The 16,817-nt window shown below is 57.1% G+C and carries 16 protein-coding genes; 8 read left to right on the forward strand and 8 right to left on the reverse strand.

The genetic code is table 11. The annotated features are described in order from the left end of the window. Positions 1 to 92 precede the first annotated feature (92 nt). The 6 genes from hemA to kdsA are packed head-to-tail and all read left to right on the forward strand — an operon-like array spanning position 93 to position 5,394. Positions 93 to 1,346, forward strand: a complete 1,254-nt coding sequence (gene hemA, locus KUE00_RS07345) for a glutamyl-tRNA reductase (RefSeq protein WP_246759051.1) — start codon at positions 93 to 95, stop codon at positions 1,344 to 1,346. 33 nt (positions 1,347 to 1,379) lie between these two features. Continuing rightward, positions 1,380 to 2,462, forward strand: a complete 1,083-nt coding sequence (gene prfA, locus KUE00_RS07350; protein WP_246759052.1) for a peptide chain release factor 1 — start codon at positions 1,380 to 1,382, stop codon at positions 2,460 to 2,462. Then, a complete protein-coding gene (gene prmC / locus KUE00_RS07355) occupies positions 2,462 to 3,289 on the forward strand; it encodes a peptide chain release factor N(5)-glutamine methyltransferase (RefSeq protein WP_246759054.1) in 828 nt (275 codons plus the stop codon). The genes prfA and prmC overlap by 1 nt, the downstream gene beginning before the upstream one ends. A 14-nt stretch (positions 3,290 to 3,303) precedes the next feature. Next, on the forward strand, positions 3,304 to 3,702 hold the full coding sequence (locus KUE00_RS07360) for a SirB2 family protein (RefSeq protein WP_246759055.1): 399 nt from the start codon (positions 3,304 to 3,306) through the stop codon (positions 3,700 to 3,702). Next, positions 3,699 to 4,508: an invasion regulator SirB1 gene (sirB1, locus tag KUE00_RS07365; protein ID WP_246759056.1), complete on the forward strand. Its 810-nt coding sequence runs from the start codon at positions 3,699 to 3,701 to the stop codon at positions 4,506 to 4,508. The genes KUE00_RS07360 and sirB1 overlap by 4 nt, the downstream gene beginning before the upstream one ends. A 31-nt stretch (positions 4,509 to 4,539) precedes the next feature. Then, a complete protein-coding gene (gene kdsA, locus KUE00_RS07370) occupies positions 4,540 to 5,394 on the forward strand; it encodes a 3-deoxy-8-phosphooctulonate synthase (protein ID WP_246759057.1) in 855 nt (284 codons plus the stop codon). Positions 5,395 to 5,615: 221 nt separating this feature from the next. Here the strand turns inward: kdsA and chaA are convergent, their stop codons facing one another. Next, positions 5,616 to 6,707, reverse strand: coding sequence for a sodium-potassium/proton antiporter ChaA (gene chaA, locus KUE00_RS07375; RefSeq protein ID WP_246759058.1), 1,092 nt, complete (start codon positions 6,705 to 6,707; stop codon positions 5,616 to 5,618). 375 nt (positions 6,708 to 7,082) lie between these two features. On the opposite strand from chaA, the gene chaB reads away from it, so the two are divergent. Further along, complete coding sequence (gene chaB, locus KUE00_RS07380; protein ID WP_246759059.1) at positions 7,083 to 7,313, forward strand: putative cation transport regulator ChaB; 231 nt, start codon at positions 7,083 to 7,085, stop codon at positions 7,311 to 7,313. Positions 7,314 to 7,607: 294 nt separating this feature from the next. Beyond that, the gene (locus KUE00_RS07385) at positions 7,608 to 8,285 is read left to right on the forward strand and encodes a gamma-glutamylcyclotransferase (protein ID WP_246759060.1); all 678 of its coding nucleotides are present in this window, start codon (positions 7,608 to 7,610) and stop codon (positions 8,283 to 8,285) included. Positions 8,286 to 8,292: 7 nt separating this feature from the next. Here the strand turns inward: KUE00_RS07385 and KUE00_RS07390 are convergent, their stop codons facing one another. The 7 genes from KUE00_RS07390 to icmH are packed head-to-tail and all read right to left on the reverse strand — an operon-like array spanning position 8,293 to position 16,761. Further along, positions 8,293 to 9,744, reverse strand: coding sequence for a serine/threonine protein kinase (locus KUE00_RS07390; RefSeq protein WP_246759061.1), 1,452 nt, complete (start codon positions 9,742 to 9,744; stop codon positions 8,293 to 8,295). Positions 9,745 to 9,793: 49 nt separating this feature from the next. Beyond that, entirely contained in the window at positions 9,794 to 10,741 is a 948-nt protein-coding gene (locus KUE00_RS07395) for a hypothetical protein (RefSeq protein WP_246759063.1), read from the reverse strand. A 12-nt stretch (positions 10,742 to 10,753) separates the two neighbouring features. Further along, positions 10,754 to 11,527, reverse strand: coding sequence for a PP2C family protein-serine/threonine phosphatase (locus KUE00_RS07400; protein WP_246759065.1), 774 nt, complete (start codon positions 11,525 to 11,527; stop codon positions 10,754 to 10,756). Beyond that, entirely contained in the window at positions 11,524 to 12,687 is a 1,164-nt protein-coding gene (tagH, locus tag KUE00_RS07405) for a type VI secretion system-associated FHA domain protein TagH (protein ID WP_246759066.1), read from the reverse strand. The genes KUE00_RS07400 and tagH overlap by 4 nt, the downstream gene beginning before the upstream one ends. A 35-nt stretch (positions 12,688 to 12,722) precedes the next feature. Beyond that, the gene (gene tagF, locus KUE00_RS07410; RefSeq protein ID WP_246759068.1) at positions 12,723 to 13,421 is read right to left on the reverse strand and encodes a type VI secretion system-associated protein TagF; all 699 of its coding nucleotides are present in this window, start codon (positions 13,419 to 13,421) and stop codon (positions 12,723 to 12,725) included. Between the two features lie 17 nt (positions 13,422 to 13,438). Then, the gene (gene tssM / locus KUE00_RS07415) at positions 13,439 to 15,547 is read right to left on the reverse strand and encodes a type VI secretion system membrane subunit TssM (protein WP_246759069.1); all 2,109 of its coding nucleotides are present in this window, start codon (positions 15,545 to 15,547) and stop codon (positions 13,439 to 13,441) included. Next, positions 15,547 to 16,761 carry a type IVB secretion system protein IcmH/DotU gene (icmH, locus tag KUE00_RS07420; RefSeq protein WP_246759070.1) on the reverse strand — a complete coding sequence of 405 codons (1,215 nt, stop codon included), beginning with the start codon at positions 16,759 to 16,761 and terminating at the stop codon, positions 15,547 to 15,549. The genes tssM and icmH overlap by 1 nt, the downstream gene beginning before the upstream one ends. Positions 16,762 to 16,817: the final 56 nt, after the last annotated feature.

Below are 16,817 nucleotides of genomic sequence, written 5' to 3' on the forward strand. Positions count from 1 at the left end.
ACGGCGAATGTGGCTTTTCTTGATCTCGCGCATCTTGTAGAATGCGCCTCACAAAACCCTATCAACAGTGGGATCTCCCAGACCTAATCACCATGACCTTGCTGGCACTCGGAATAAATCATAAAACGGCACCTGTGGCTCTGCGTGAACGCGTAACGTTCTCGCCGGATACGCTCGATCAGGCCCTTGACAGCTTACTCGCTCAGCCGCTGGTGCAGGGCGGCGTGGTGCTGTCTACCTGTAACAGGACCGAGTTATATCTTAGCGTCGAGCAGCAGGAGAATCTGCAGGAGCAGCTGGTGAAATGGCTGTGCGACTACCATCAGCTCAGCGCCGATGAAGTGCGCAAAAGCCTCTACTGGCACCATGATAATGAGGCGGTCAGCCACCTGATGCGCGTTGCCAGCGGTCTGGATTCGCTGGTGCTGGGCGAGCCGCAGATTTTAGGCCAGGTGAAAAAAGCTTACGCGGACTCGCATCGCGGCCACACCATCTCCAGCGAGCTGGAGAGAATGTTCCAGAAATCGTTCTCGGTAGCCAAGCGCGTACGCACGGAAACCGAAATCGGTGCCAGCGCCGTTTCCGTCGCCTTTGCGGCCTGTACGCTGGCGCGGCAGATTTTTGAATCGCTGTCGACCGTCACCGTACTGCTGGTCGGCGCGGGGGAAACCATCGAGCTGGCGGCGCGTCATCTGCGCGAGCACAAAGTGCAAAAGCTGATTATCGCTAACCGTACCCGCGAACGTGCGCAGAAGCTGGCGGACGAAGTAGGGGCAGAAGTCATTAACCTGGCGGAAATCGACGCCCGCCTGGCAGAAGCCGACATTATTATCAGCTCTACCGCCAGCCCGCTGCCGATTATCGGCAAAGGGATGGTCGAGCGCGCGCTGAAGCAGCGCCGCAACCAGCCGATGCTGCTGGTGGATATCGCCGTGCCGCGCGACGTCGAGCCGGAAGTGGGCAAGCTGCCTAACGCCTACCTCTACAGCGTGGACGATCTACAGGCGATTATCGAAAGCAATATGGCGCAGCGTAAAGCGGCTGCGGTACAGGCAGAAACTATCGTCGTGCAGGAAAGCGGCGAGTTTATGTCCTGGCTGCGCGCGCAAAGCGCCAGCGAAACTATCCGTGAATACCGCTCTCAGGCCGACCAGGTTCGCGCCGAGCTGGAAGAGCGCGCGCTGGCGGCGCTACAGCAGGGCGCGGATGCCCAGGCCGTCCTGCGCGAGCTGGCGCACAAACTGACCAACCGGCTGATCCACGCGCCGACCAAATCCCTTCAGCAGGCCGCCCGCGACGGCGATGACGAACGCCTGCAGATTTTACGCGACGGCCTCGGGCTGTAACGTTTTTTACCTCTTTGATTACAGGGAACACCAATGAAGCCTTCTATTGTTGCCAAACTGGAAGCCTTGCAGGAACGCCATGAAGAAGTTGAGGCGATGCTGGGCGATGCTGGCGTGATCGCCGATCAGGAGCGTTTTCGCGCGCTGTCGCGTGAATATGCTCAGCTGACCGACGTCAGCCAGTGTTTTGGCAGATGGCAGCAGAACCAGGACGATATCGCCGCCGCTGAAGAGATGCTCAACGATCCGGAAATGCGCGATATGGCGCAGGAAGAGCTGAAAGAGGCCCGCGAGGCCAGCGAGCAGCTGGAGCAGGAGCTACAGGTTTTACTGCTGCCGAAAGATCCTGACGACGAACGCAACTGCTATGTAGAAGTTCGTGCCGGAACGGGTGGGGACGAGGCCGCTATTTTTGCGGGCGATCTGTTCCGCATGTATAGCCGCTATGCCGAATCCCGCCGCTGGAAAGTGGAAGTGATGAGCGCCAACGAAGGCGAGCACGGCGGCTATAAAGAAGTGATCGCGAAAATTATCGGTGACGGCGCCTATGGCCGCCTGAAGTTTGAATCCGGCGGACACCGCGTGCAGCGCGTGCCGGAAACCGAGTCCCAGGGCCGTATCCATACTTCTGCCTGTACCGTCGCTATTCTGCCGGAAGTACCGGAAGCCGAGCTGCCGGACATCAACCCGAGCGACCTGAAAATTGATACCTTCCGCTCATCGGGCGCGGGCGGTCAGCACGTTAACACCACCGATTCAGCTATTCGTATTACTCACCTGCCAACCGGCATCGTGGTTGAGTGTCAGGACGAGCGTTCACAGCATAAAAACAAAGCCAAAGCGTTGGCCGTGCTGGGCTCACGTATCCGCGCGGCGGAAATCGCCAGACGCCAGCAGGAAGAAGCGTCCACTCGTCGTAACCTGCTGGGCAGCGGCGATCGCTCCGATCGCAACCGCACCTACAACTATCCGCAGGGCCGTATCACCGACCACCGTATCAACCTGACTATTTACCGTCTGGATGAGGCGATGCAGGGCAAGCTGGATATGCTGATTGAGCCTGTGGTACAGGAATATCAGGCTGACCAGCTGGCCGCGCTGTCCGAGCAGGAGTAATGGAAATCAGGCAGTGGCTTAAGGAAGCCGTTTCGCAGCTGGGCAGTGAAAGCCCAAAAAGAGATGCGGAAATTTTGTTGGAATTTGTGACCGGTAAGTCCCGCAGCTGGCTAATCGCCTTTGATGAGACGCCGCTGACGCAGGCGGAGCAGGAGCGCCTGGCCTCGCTGCTGGCGCGCAGGATCGACGGCGAACCCATTGCATACCTGACCGGCGAGCGTGAATTCTGGTCGCTGCCGCTCAGCGTTTCCCCCGATACGCTTATCCCCCGGCCGGATACCGAACTGCTGGTGGAGCAGGCGCTGGCCCGTTTGCCTGCCGCGCCCGTCGCCATTCTGGATTTGGGAACCGGCACCGGCGCGGTAGCGCTGGCAATTGCCAGTGAGCGCCCCGACTGCCGGGTCACCGGCGTCGATCGTATTCCGGCTGCCGTAGAGCTGGCGCAGCACAATGCCCGGCGCCTTGGTATCACTAACGTCACCTTCCGCCTGAGCAACTGGTTCAGCGCGCTGGCCGACGAGCGCTTTGCCGTCATCGTCAGTAATCCACCCTATATCGATGAAGCCGATGAGCATCTGGCGCAGGGCGACGTGCGTTTTGAGCCGCTGAGCGCGCTGGTCGCGGCGGACGCAGGCCTGGCCGATATTAAAATCATCGCGGCTGAAGCGGGAAAAATGCTGCTGCCCGGCGGCTGGCTGCTGCTGGAGCACGGCTGGCAACAGGCGCAGGCGGTGCAGGCCATCCTGCGCGACCAGGGCTTTTCCGCCGTCGCGACCTGCCGGGACTATGGCGGCAACGATCGCGTTACTTACGCACAAAAACCCTGAATGAGGGAAAAATAATGGCTGAATGGTACGGTTCTGTTAAGACACTGCATCTGCTGACGGTAACGATTACCGCCGCGATGTTTTTGCTGCGTTTTTTCTGGTTACAAAGCGGCTCGGCAATGCTGCAAAAGCGCTGGGTGCGCATTGTGCCGCATGTGAATGACACGCTGTTGCTGCTTTCGGGCTTTTTGCTGGTGGCAATCACGCACTTTTATCCCTTTACACCGCAAGGTGCCTGGCTGACTGAAAAGCTGTTTGGCGTTATTATCTATATCGCGCTCGGTTTTATTGCACTCGGGCGCAAACCACGCGCGCAAAAAGTGCGCTGGATAGCTTTTATCGTGGCGGCCGCGACGCTGGTGGTAGTTTATCACCTGGCCACCACAAAAATGCCATTGTTGGGGAATGTATGACGTCGATAGCAACTGATGAAGACACAGCGACCCCGCTGTGCGAGGCGGTGATTGCGGCCACGCTGGCCATCCGTCCCGATTTTCCTGCTGAAGGCGTAAAAAAGCAGCTGGCGGCGCTGGTAGAAGAGGCTCGCGCCACGATCCCGGCGCAGCTGGAGCAGGACCTGCAGCTGGAGAAGCTGATTGAACTGTTCTGGCAGCAGTGGGGATTTGGCGGTGCCAGCGGCGTTTACCGGCTTTCGGATACGCTGTGGCTGGATAACGTGCTGAAAACGCGTCAGGGCACCGCCGTGTCGCTGGGAGTCATTTTTCTGCATATTGCGGGACAGCTGTCGCTGCCGCTGATGCCGGTGATTTTCCCTACGCAGCTAATCCTGCGTGCCGACTGGATTGACGAAGAGATGTGGCTGATCAATCCATTCAACGGCGAAACGCTGGACGAACATACGCTGGAAGTCTGGCTGAAGGGCAATATCGGCCCGGTTGCAGAGCTTTATGACGACGATTTGCAGGAAGCCGAACCGCAGCTGGTGCTGAACAAGATGCTGGACACGCTGAAAGCCGCGCTGATGGAAGAGAAGCAGATGGAGCTGGCGCTGCAGGTCAGCCAGGTACTGATCAATATGGACCCGGAAGATCCTTATGAAATTCGCGATCGCGGGCTGATTTTTGCGCAGCTGGACTGCGAGCACGTGGCGTTAAGCGATCTGACCTATTTTGTTGAGCAATGTCCGGAAGATCCGGTCAGCGAAATGATTAAACTACAGATTCACTCGATTGAGCAAAAACAGATCACGCTGCACTAATCTGTATCCTTTTGAAGAATAAGGCGAAGACATGAAACAAAAAGTGGTTAGCATTGGCGATATCAAGGTCGCAAACGATCTGCCGTTTGTGCTGTTCGGCGGCATGAACGTGCTGGAATCCCGCGATCTCGCCATGCGTATCTGTGAACACTATGTCACGGTGACCCAGAAGCTGGGCATCCCTTACGTGTTTAAAGCCTCTTTTGACAAGGCGAACCGTTCTTCTATCCGCTCCTACCGTGGGCCGGGTCTGGAAGAGGGCATGAAGATTTTTCAGGAGCTGAAGCAGGCTTTCGGCGTGAAAATCATCACCGACGTTCATGAAGCAAGCCAGGCGCAGCCGGTGGCCGACGTGGTTGACGTTATCCAGCTGCCTGCGTTTCTGGCGCGCCAGACCGACCTGGTTGAAGCGATGGCGAAAACCGGCGCGGTAATCAACGTGAAGAAGCCGCAGTTTGTTAGCCCTGGCCAGATGGGCAACATCGTGGAGAAATTCGCGGAAGGCGGCAACGAGCAGGTTATCCTGTGCGATCGCGGCGCCAACTTTGGTTACGATAACCTGGTCGTGGATATGCTGGGCTTTAACGTAATGAAGCAGGTTTCTAACGGTAGCCCGGTGATTTTTGACGTGACGCACGCGCTACAGTGCCGCGACCCGTTTGGCTCCGCTTCCAGCGGCCGTCGCGGTCAGGTTACCGAGCTGGCGCGTTCCGGTATGGCGGTCGGCCTGGCCGGTCTGTTTATCGAAGCGCATCCGGATCCGGCCAACGCGAAATGCGACGGCCCGTCCGCGCTGCCGCTGGACAAGCTAGAGCCGTTCCTGGCGCAGATGAAAGCGATTGATGACCTGGTGAAGAACTTCCCGGCGCTGGATACCAGCAGCTGATAAACAACAGGCCAGCCGCCTTCCCGGCGCTGGATACCAGCAGCTGATAAACAGCAGGCCAGCCGCCGTTCCGGCGCTGGCCTGCTGTTTCCAGTCATCCCTTTGCCTTCCCGCCATGCCTGAACGTAGTGTTCACGACGCATTCTCTACAGCATCCTTGCCATCAGAGCATCACAGCATCCTTGCCATCAGCGCATTACAGCATCCTTGCCATTAGAGTATTACAGCATCACCGTCATCAGATAACCCACAAACAGCGCCAGATGCGCCGCGCCGTTCAGCACGTTAGTCCTGCCGGTAGAGAACGAAATCTGACACAGCAGCAGCGAAGCCAGCATGATCACCATATGCGGCGGCTCCAGCCCGAATACCAGCTCCTGGCCCGTTAACGTAGCAATAATGGTGACGGCGGGCACGGTCAGCGAAATGGTTGCCAGCACGGAGCCGAAAAAGAGGTTCATCGCGCGCTGCACCTGATTCGCCAGCACGGCTTTAATGGCTCCCAGACCTTCCGGTGACAGGATCAGTAACGCCACCAGGAAACCCGTAAACTGCTCTGGCGCATTCAGCGTCGTCAACAGCGAGCCGAGCGTGCTGGAGTCCATCTTGGTGACGGCGATAACGGCAATCAGATGCACCAGCAGCCAGCAGGTATGCCAGATGCTGGAGTGCGCCGAAGGTTTGCCGTGCTGCGGGTCGTCGCCTTCATCCTCATGCTCATAAATAAACAGGCTCTGGTGCGTTTTGGTTTGGATCAGCAAAAAAATGCCGTACATAGCCGCTGAAATCGCAGAGATCAGCAGCGCCTGGCCGGCACTGAAGTTTTCTCCCGGCAGCGCGTTGGGAAACACCAGCACCAGCACGGCCAGCGGGAAGATAGCGATCAGATACTGCTTTACGCCAGCCAGATTGACATATTGCGTAGCAAATTTACGTCCGCCGAGCAGCAGCGCAAAGCCCACCAGGCCGCCGGTAACGATCATCACGATAGAGTAGAGCGTGTCACGCATCAGCACCGGAGCCGCATCGCCGGTAGCCATCAGCGCCGAAATCAGGCTAACTTCCAGAATCACTACGGAAAGGCTCAGGATCAGCGAGCCGTAAGGCTCACCCAGGCGGTGAGCAAGCACGTCGGCGTGTCTTACCACGCTAAAAGCGCTGCTAAGAATGGCGACCAGCGCTATAAGGTTGATAGCGATAACCACCGGTAAGGATTCAGAAGCGCCCCAAAACCATAAGATAACCAGGGCTGCAATCGGTAAAACAAGAGAGGATTCTTTATGGCGTGTTCTGACGCTTTCATGCGCACTCATAAGCTTATTTCCTTTTCTGGCCAGCGGCCTGACAACAGGCGAAATCGCATTATTAGTTGATTATATAACAAGCGACAGCAGTGTAACGGCAGCAAGGTTAACAGGTGGTAAACTTTACACGATTTTACCTGTTGCAATGATAAAGTGGCTGAGTGCGCAATTATAGAGACTATTACATTTAATTCATTGTATTTAATGAATTATTTAAAGATTAAATCGCCAGAAATGCGCGGTATAATGCGGTTTATTGACGATATAGATAGCGGAAATAATTGTTATTATCAGGTTTTTCGCTGAAGAAGGCGAAAATTTGTGGCTGGCAACGTCGGCTATTTTGTTCCAGGCTTATCAAATCGGATAACCAGGAGATAAACAATGCCATACGACTCAAGATCGTCGCTGCCAGACAGCGTTAAAAACGTACTGCCGGCCCACGCCCAGGATATTTATCAGGAAGCTTTTAACAGCGCCTGGGACGAATACAAAGAGAAGAAAGATCGCCGGGGTGATGAGTCACGCGAAGAAGTGGCGCACAAGGTCGCCTGGGCTGCGGTGAAACATCAGTATGAAAAAGGTGACGATGACAAGTGGCATAAAAAACGCTGATGCCAGCGCCGCAATTGCTCCTCTTTCTTTTCCCTTACCAGTAGCCATCGGCTTAAGCCCCTCCGCAAAGCGGTTTTTTATTGAGCATTTATTGACGCCGCGCGTGGTTTAATCACGCGCGCGCTGAAGTTTTTCGTTATCAGGCCGATGATAAATTTACGCTTAATTTTACTTTTGAAACGCGCTGTAGCCTTGATCGCAACGCCTTAAATGGCATATTGTCACAAAAGCGTAACGGCGCGATCCTTCTATTTTTTATCAGCAGCAGGGAATGGGCAGCAGCGGAGAGGTTCAATGTTAACAAGAGATTTCCTGTTAAAAGCGGATTGCAAAACAGCTTTTGGAGCCATCGAGGAATCGCTGTTATGGACCAGCGAGCAGCGAGCGGCTTCCCTGGCGGCTACGCTGACCTGCCGTCCTGATAACAAGCCGGTGTGGATTTTCGGCTACGGTTCACTGATGTGGAATCCGGTATTTGAAGCGGACGAGGTGGCGCAAGGCACGCTAAGCGGCTGGCATCGGGCCTTTTGCCTGCGTTTAACCGCTGGTCGGGGAACCGCGCAGCAGCCTGGCCGCATGCTGGCGCTGAAAGAGGGTGGTGCCACCACCGGTCTGGCGTTTCGTCTGCCGGAAGAGAAGCTGCACGAAGAGCTGGGGCTGCTCTGGAAGCGAGAAATGGTGACCGGCTGCTATCTGCCAACGTGGTGCGAGCTGGAGCTTGACGACGGGCGTAGCGTAACGGCGCTGGCGTTTGTCATGGATCCGCGCCATGAACTTTATGAAACCGACTCTTGCCCACAGACCATTGCGCCATTGATAGCCCAGGCCAGCGGTCCTCTGGGTACCAATGCGCAATATCTTTTCTCGCTGGAACAGGAGCTGAAAAGACGCGGTCTGTATGACGAATGCCTTACCGATCTGGTGCAGCGCGTACGCGATCTTCAGGAATACCACAACGATCTGGTTGGCTAACCCGGCTTCAGGAACCCGGATTAATCAGCCAGGTTCCCGGCTTATCGATATCAAGCTCCTGATTGCGCACCGTACCCGTGGCGGAATGTACTTCAACCTTATAATGTCCGGCCGCCAGGTTAAGCGACGCATAGCCGCTGATGTTCGGTTTCACCTCGACAGGCGAGCCGTTCAGCACCACCGTTTCTCCACTGGCCAGCTTCAGATAAACCGTAGCAATCATCGGCTGGTTTGCGGCTACGGTTGCGCTTGCCGGCTTGCTGCTGGCCACAGGCGCAGCATTGCTCTCATTACCGGCGGCGGCAGAAGGTTCGACCTGTGACGAACTGTTATCACGGGTCAGGGCTATGCCTAATCCCACCAGCGCCAGTACGGCGATACCGGCAGCGATAGCCAGAGGCTTTGCCATCTTATGATGACGCAGGGAAGCATACTCCGCGCTGGCCGAAGCGGGAGCGATAATAATCGGCGGCTGCTCCGGCGGACGTTCTGGCTCTTCCTGCAGGAGCGCGGGAGGCTCTTCCGGCATTATCGTGACGCTGCTGACCAGCTCTTCTACCGTGCTGACCGGTAGCGCAATCAGCGCTGCAAATTCATCAACCGACTGCGGACGATCCTGCGGCTTCATGGCCAGCGCGCGGTCAATCGCGTTCAGCAGCGGTAACGAAAATCCTTCCGGGCGAAGCTGGGCCAGCGGCTGGTAGCGGTCTTCGATGCAGCGCACCACGCTCACCGGCGGCGGGCTTCCCGTGACCAGCGTGTGCAGTACGGCACCCAGCGCATAAATATCCGTCCAGGGACCCTGATCGCTGTCGCTCTCCTCGCTGTACTGCTCAATCGGCGCATAGCCGGGTTTCAGCATGATTTCCGTCTGGTCAGAAAGGTTGCCGATAGTTTTACGGGCGGAACCGAAGTCCAGCAGCACCGGCAGCTGGTTATCCTGAATCTGAATGTTATCCAGCGAGATATCGCGATGCAGATAGCCAGCCTGATGAATGGTGTCGATAGCGCCGAACAAAGGCGGCAGCAGCTGACGGATCCACGCGTCGGTGACGGTTTCCGGACTGCCAAGCTGCCACTCTTTCAGCGTCATGCCGCTGTAATAGAGCGTGCCCATATAGGCAGTACCGTTCTCTTCCCAGAAGCGCAGAACATGCAGCAGTCCAGGATGGTTGAATCGCGCCAGCAGGCGGGCTTCCTGAATAAAGCTGTTTAAACCGGCGGCAAAAAGTTTCTGATAGCGTTCGCCGCGCAGCGTAATCGTCAGTTTCTCATCCCGCGAGACCAGCGAAACGGGCAAATATTCTTTAATAGCGATGGTGCGCTCAAGCAGGTGATCCCAGGCGCGATAGACAATGCCGAAGCCGCCGCCGCCGATGACCTCTTTAATCTCAAATTCATTGAAGCGGTGCCCGGCCGGGAGGGCGTTGGGCACGCTTTTATTATCGTTTGCCGACATAGTAAACACTCTCTAAGTGCTAACGGCCTTTCTCTGGTAAGAGAAAGGGTCAGTTAACAGTGCGCCAGGCGCCAATAGCCGGATCGGCCAGGTCTGCATGCAGGTCATCTACCAGCAGCACATTAATTTTAGTTTGTGGATCCGCCAGGCTGCTCCAGCTTTTACGCAGCGCTTCCACGCGGCTTTTAAGCTGTAGCGGATCGGCGGCCTGGCTTTTACTCATTTTTACCAGCAGCGTGCCTTCAAATGACCAGACGTGCAGCAAAGGGTTGAACGTCAGCAGCAGCCAGCTGTCCGGGGCATCTTTTTTGCTGACCACCAGCCGCTGGTTATTGGCCGCCACGATGGTCAGCTGGCCGCCAGCCGGATGTAGATTGCGTAACGGCAGCCCCTGATAAAACTGTACGGCAATCGATTGGGTTTTACCGCCGCTGGCGAGCAGCAGCTCGCTTTTGCCTTCCAGCCAGCCTTCCGTTGAGCAGCTCATGTGCTTCGCATCAGGGATAAACAGCGACTGGCCTTTTTCGTCCCACCAGGTGCGGAAGTGGCAACCGCCGGGCAGGTCAAAATGCTGGAGCGGCGCGTTGTTAGCCGGTTGCGACAGATCCAATGGTTCGGCATTGCTGGCGGTGGCCGTTGCCGTGCCGTCAGCGATAACGATAGGGCGCCAGTTCTGCTCTCTGGAAGCGGTGCCGGAAGCCAGCACGGAACCGGCTTCGTTAGCCATCCGCCACGGCAGTTCGTCCAGCTTACCGCACTGGTTATTCAGCAGCTTGCCCACGCGCGGTAAAAAATTATTCAGCACGCTCGACTCTTTGCTTTTCCCTGAAACGATACGCAGATGGATACTCTCCTGACACCAGTCTTTTGGCGCGTTACTTTCCACGTTGTCGATAAACACCTCCAGCGCCAGGCTGGGGGAGTAAACCACGCGGTAATCTTCCGCCTGAGCGGCGGTTGCAAACAACAGGGTAAGAGCCGGCAACCAGAATTTCATAACGTTCCTTGGTTAATCACGCGATGGGAGAAAGCGAGTAGAGTCCGCCATCGATTGTAACAGGGTAGTATCCTGCGGTGAGCCAACCCATACGGCCACCGCGCTTAAATTGTCGTTCGGGTCGCTGCGACAAATCGCTTTCTGCATCAGCGCCAGCCACTCCTGCGGCGAACTGACCATGCGCAAAGCCTGTTCCATTTCGCTCGCCTTCAGGCTGCACCAGAAGCCGTCCGTACAGACCAGAAAAGCGTCGCCGTCTTCCAGCGGCGTCACTTCACTGTAGCTGGCGGACTGCACAACCTCCGTACCGAGTGCATTATAGAGTAAGTTGCTGTTAATGCCGGAATTATCTACGCCGGCCTCTTTTAACTGCTGGGCCAGGCTGTGGTCGCTGGTCACGGCATGAATAAAGCCGCGGCGGAAGTGGTAAATGCGGCTGTCGCCCGCGTGCGCCCACCAGGCCAGCTGGCGATCGCGGTCAATAAACAGAGCCGCCAGCGTGGTACTCATCTGCTTAAAATTCAGATTTTTCTTCTGCGCCTGGCGAATCGCTTCTTGTGCCTGTTCTATCAGGCTTTTGCTGTCGCAGGGCGTAAAAGGGCGATCGTCTATCTTTTCCATCAGCACGTCACGGGCAATGCGGGCTGCCTCGCCGCCACCGGCCGTGCCGGCCACCCCATCGCAAACCAGAAAGCAGGCGCAATGGTCGCCAGCCCATGCGCCGGTTTCATCCTGATTGCTCTCACGAGCGCCCGTCTGCGACGTGGCGGCATAATTTATCTTCATTCTTGTTCCGGTCTGATTTGTGAATCCTTGTACTGATTCACTTCCATGTCATAGGCCTGGAGAAAAGCATCACCGAAAAGAGTGTGAAAATCGTCCTCTATTTCGCCAGACGTGTTCTGATAATGACGTAAGAAATAGTCCCACAGGGCGGCTTTTTTTACGGGTTTCAGGCCTATCCGTGGCAGATTGCCGTCGCGGCGTGCGTGGTCTTCCAGCCGTTGCGGATTAAAAGATTGCAGCATGGCCGCGATGATGGCGCGAATACCGGCAATCATGCCCAGCTGATGCGCCTGCAAGTCAACCAGCGCGTCGCGTACCGCCTGCTCCGGCGGCATAAAGCCAGGCATCTGGCTCTGATAAATCTGCATCAGTACCGTTTTGCCGGAAGGCAGGATCTTAAACGGGTTATTGGCCTCGTTAAGGATCATGGTCATCTCGGCCTTCACGCCGCGCTTGAGAATCGATCTCGATGAAAGCAGGGCAACGGTTCCCTGAGAAAAAAGGCTCAGCATTCTGCCGGTGATGCGCATCTGCTCTTCGGTAAAAGGCGGCTTGCCCGGCTCGCTTTCCAGCCCCATGCCTTCCATCAGCGCCGCCAGCAGCCGCTGCTCGTTTCCTTCGTCGGCGGTCTTTTCTGCATGAGGAAGCTCGCGGGCGACGGGATCGATATCTAAACGGGCGTCGCTCTGCCGGTTTTGCGGCTGGCGTACGTGTGCCGCTTCTCGCTCAGGCGGCGGCGTGATAATCGGCATCTGCTCATTAAGGATGCCTAAAGGATCTTCCGGCAAATGCTGATTTTTGCCAAACAGCGCCAGCGGGTCGACGTCGCTAAACGCGGCTTCCTGCTTGCGGGTCGGGTCGCTGACCGCGATTTGATAATCGCCGATACCCAGCATATCGCCATGCTGCAGCAAAATTTGCTTACCGCGCGCCAGCGGCGCATGGTTATGTAAAACCGCAATCACGCTGCCGTGATTGGTCAGGCGGCATTCGCCATTCCCGGCAACGTGAACCACGGCCTGCAGGCGGGAAATGGCACGTTCGCTGTCCGGCAGAACCAGATCGTTATCAACGCTACGTCCTATGGTGCCGCCGGGCGGCACAAAGTCACGGGTCGTCACGGGCGCGTCGGTTTTACTCTCAATTATGGTAAATCGCATGCGCTTTTCCTGAAAGCCGGGGCCATAAAATAACCCTATTCAAACATGGGTGGATAGAGTCCATGTCGACCCGGCTGCGCGACGGCGGCCGGATCGAATAGCTGTGAAAATAGCTGCGCGGTCAGATTACCGCTGTGTTTATGGCTGGCTAAAGGATAGCCGTCGCTCTGGTTAGTCCACCAGTAGCTGGTATAGCGCATCGGGTCGAAGCGGCTGGCCACCTCATGCCAGGCCAGCGTACAGGGAAGATCCTGATAGCCGATAACATCCATGATATCTGAACGCCCGGTGTCGGGCTGGGAAAGCGGCGGCAGGTTCAGCAGCGCCTGCTCCAGCTGGGTGGGCGTCAGGGTTTTGGTCACGGCCTGGTAAAGCGTGTCGCCCAGCGCCTGAAACCAGTCGCCCGAGACGGCCAACTGCGCCGGATGCCAGTGGCTGACCGGCACGCTCTGTAGCGCCAGCAAAGGCCAGCTGCGGCCAACGCGATCGCGCGACGGCAGCAGGCAGCCAATCTGCACGCGCTGCACGCCAAGCGTCGCGGGCAGCGCAAAATTCCAGACCGGCGCACGGCTGAAAAGCTCACTGACTCCGTCGCCATGCTGATACCAGTGCGATAAACCCAGCTGAAACCAGTTTGACCAGCTGGCAACCACGCGCTCAGGGATGCGGCGCTGCAAAAAATCGCCGGTACCCGGCAGCTTGCCGTACCAACCCAGCTCATTTTTTTCCGGCATGATAATGACCCTTCCGGCTAGTTAGTCGTGACCTGAGACGACGGAGCAAAAACAGCGGCCGTTTTGCCGACGGCGTGGGCGTTATTCAGATCGAGCGCCATTTTTCTCATGATCAACGTATTATCACGGGCAAACGGCGACGTCTGGATCTGCCTGTCCAGCAGCTGGCTCAGATGCCAGTCAAGCTGCTGAAGCTGTCGGGTCGTTACGCTGGCGGGCAGCGTACGCTGTAAATTCTGCATCACCCATCCACGTAAAAATTCACCGTCATAGCTGCGCGGCTGATAGAGCATCTGGTAGGCGCGCAGAGCATTACGGCTGAAATCACTGTCTTCGCCTTTATCATTACGCAAGGTCTGCGTGATGTTTTGCGCGACGCGCGGCAGCAGCAAAGTTTTCAGCGCATTCTGATAAAAGCCCTGCGCGGCCGCGTTAATCTGGTCGCCGCGGTAAAGACCCGCACGCATGCTTAACGGCGGATCTTCCAGCGAAAAGCTGTCGCTCTGCGGCAGGGCCACCAGACTATTTAAGAAGGGTAGCAGATCCAGGATGCTCCCGTTGTTGTTACGCAACAGCTTCTGCGCCTGCTGGTCTACCGGTGGCAAACGATCGGCAACCTGCTGCAAATAGTGCTGATTTTTATAATAGCTGGTACTCCAGAGAAGCGTTGCCAGCAGCAAGGCCAGTCCCACAGACGCGTAGCCTGTCCAGTGTAAAAGACGGTTGCGGCGCTCCCAGAGCCTGTCGCTGCCCGCCAGGCCGCTTTCCTGAAAAATCAGATCGCTGAGCAGGGAATGGATAAAATAACTCTGGCCTTTATTGGCCGGGATTGGCGCATTGCGGTGCACGGTATCCCAGCTGGCAATCGAGTGGCTGGACGCCAGCGGCAGCTGTAGCTTGCGCGTCAGCTCGCCCATGATGCGGTCAAAAGGTAACCCTTCCTGCGTGCCGCTGGTGAAAAACAGCCCGCGCGCCGCCCAGGGCATTTCACCTTTTTCCGGTTTAAAAACGATATCAAGATATTCAGCCAGCAGCGGACGCAAGGAGGCGAACTCCTGCGGAAAAAGAAAGCAGTCGGCGCGCTGGGTTAAATCGTTTTCCTTCGCCATCTTAACGGATAAGTCGTTTTGCAGACGCAGCGACAGTTCGCGGAACTGCTGGTCAAACAGCGCGGCCGTAGAGACTTCGCTGGCGCTGTCCGTGCTCCAGGGAAAGGTAAATCCCCAGATACGGTCGCGCTGGCTTTTATCCAGCGTGCCGTTATAACTCATAAAGCCTTTCAGCAGATCGGTTTTGGTCACCATGACATAGACCGGAAAATGGATGCCGGTTTGCTGATGTAGCTCCGCCATGCGGCTGCGCAGGGATTTGGCCTGGGCAATACGAACATCGGCGGAGTCGCTTAACAGATCCGCCACGCTGATAGTCATAATGACGCCGTTAATCGGCTGGCGGGCGCGATAGCGCTTCAGCAGCTGGATAAACGCCTGCCATTCGCTCGCGTCTCTGGCCCGCTGGCTTTCCTGTAGGGTATAGCGTCCCGCAGTGTCCAGCAGCACGGCCTCGTTGGTAAACCACCAGTCGCAGTGGCGCGTGCCGCCCACGCCGCGCAGGGCGCTTCTGCCCAGCGTTTCGCCAAGCGGAAACTCCAGTCCGGAATTAATCAGGGCCGTGGTTTTTCCTGCGCCCGGCGCGCCGACGATGATGTACCAGGGCAGCTGGTAAAGATACTGGGAGCTGAAACGCTGTAGCCAGCCACGCTGCCGTTTCTGGCGCTGGCCGGGAAAATGGGTCTTTTTCAGCAGCGTGGCCGCTTCGCTGAACAGCGCGCTGAGCAGCTCTTCCGCCGCCGCCTGTTCAGCATGCTCGACGCTGAACTGCTGGAGATTATTCAGGAGCTTGTTGTTAAACCAGGCGCGATAGAGCTGTGGGATCAGCTGGAACAGGATCCACAAAAAGTAGCACAGGCCGATGGCTATCTGACGGTTGATGCTGCTTTCCAGCCAGTGAATGTCGTTGATTGACAGCAGCGGACCGGCAATCCAGATCAGCGCGCTGAACGCGGTTATGCCAAGAAAGCCCCACAGCAGGCGGCTGGAAAACAGGGTAGTAAATATGGAAGACATCAGGATTTCCCCGCGCTGGATTGCACTTCAGGGGCCGGGAACAGGATAATTTCAACCCGGCGGTTGCGCGCCCGGTTTTCGCTGCTGTCGTTAGGCAACAGAGGATTGCTGTCGCCACGGCCCTCGCTGCGGATCAAATGGCCCGGCTCCAGCATTTGCTGACGCATCAGTGCGCTGATGCTGTGGGCCTGGGCAAGCGAATATTCATAGTTAGAAGCAAAATGCGCAAAGCGCACGGGCCGGTTATCGGTGTAAACGCTGACCAGCACGGTGCCTTTGATATTGTCCATGGCCGCCGAAACGCGGGTAACGATCGCCCGGCCTTCGGGCAGCAGATCGCTGCCGGAAGGGCCAAAAAGCTTGTCGGCGGCGATAATGACCTTGCTGCCGTTAGCGCCATCCGCCACGTCAAGCTGGCGCGCGGCGATCAGATCGTCCAGCCTTTGCCGCAGATCCAGCAGCGCCTGGGCGGAGCTGCTGCGGGAAATTTCATTGCCCGGCAGCGGCGTTTGCCAGATGGCGCGCAGCAGCGGCTCGGCAGCGTTGCCCAGCCGCCAGTTAAGGCCGGAGTAAATCAGGCAGGCGATAAAGGCGGCAACCGCAATGCTGGCCCACAGCGGCACCGGCGGGCGCCACAGCAGATGCTGGCTGGCCGGGGAGAGCGGCTGCGGCTGCGGCATCTGCGGCTGTTCACCTCGGGTATCCGCAATCAGCTGGGCCAGCCGCGTCCTGATGGCGTCACGCTGCAGCCGACCCTGTTCAACCGCGCGATAGCGTCCCTCATAACCTAACAGCAGGCAATAATGGATGATCTCGAGCAGCCACAAATGCTGAACCGGCGTCTGGGAGATGCGTGACAGCAGCTGGAAAACCTTTTCGCCACCCCAGCTTTCGTTATGGAACGTAACCAGTAAGCCATTGCCGGACCAGACGCCACGCGTACCCCACGGCGTTTGCGCCGCCGCTTCATCCAGCACGCTGCACAGGCAGTAGCGCGCGCCGATAATCATATCGAACGGCAAACCGGCCTGTTTGCAACGGGCTTCAAACTGACGGATCTCGTCAACCAGCTGTTGACGCAGGCCAGCGGGATCGTCATGCGTTGCCGCCAGGCGGATCTGCACGATTGCATTCAGCAAAGGCGCAGCCGCAACAAGCAACGGGTTTTCCTGGCTGACAAAGACAGGCGTGTCAGCATGGTGTTCCAGGGTCATCAGGCTTTACTTTCTCAGCTTTATGGCGTCTGGCAGGCAGGCGCTGGGCAATCTCA

Origin of the sequence: Erwinia phyllosphaerae (genome assembly GCF_019132875.1) — a bacterium.
Lineage (GTDB): Bacteria > Pseudomonadota > Gammaproteobacteria > Enterobacterales > Enterobacteriaceae > Erwinia > Erwinia phyllosphaerae.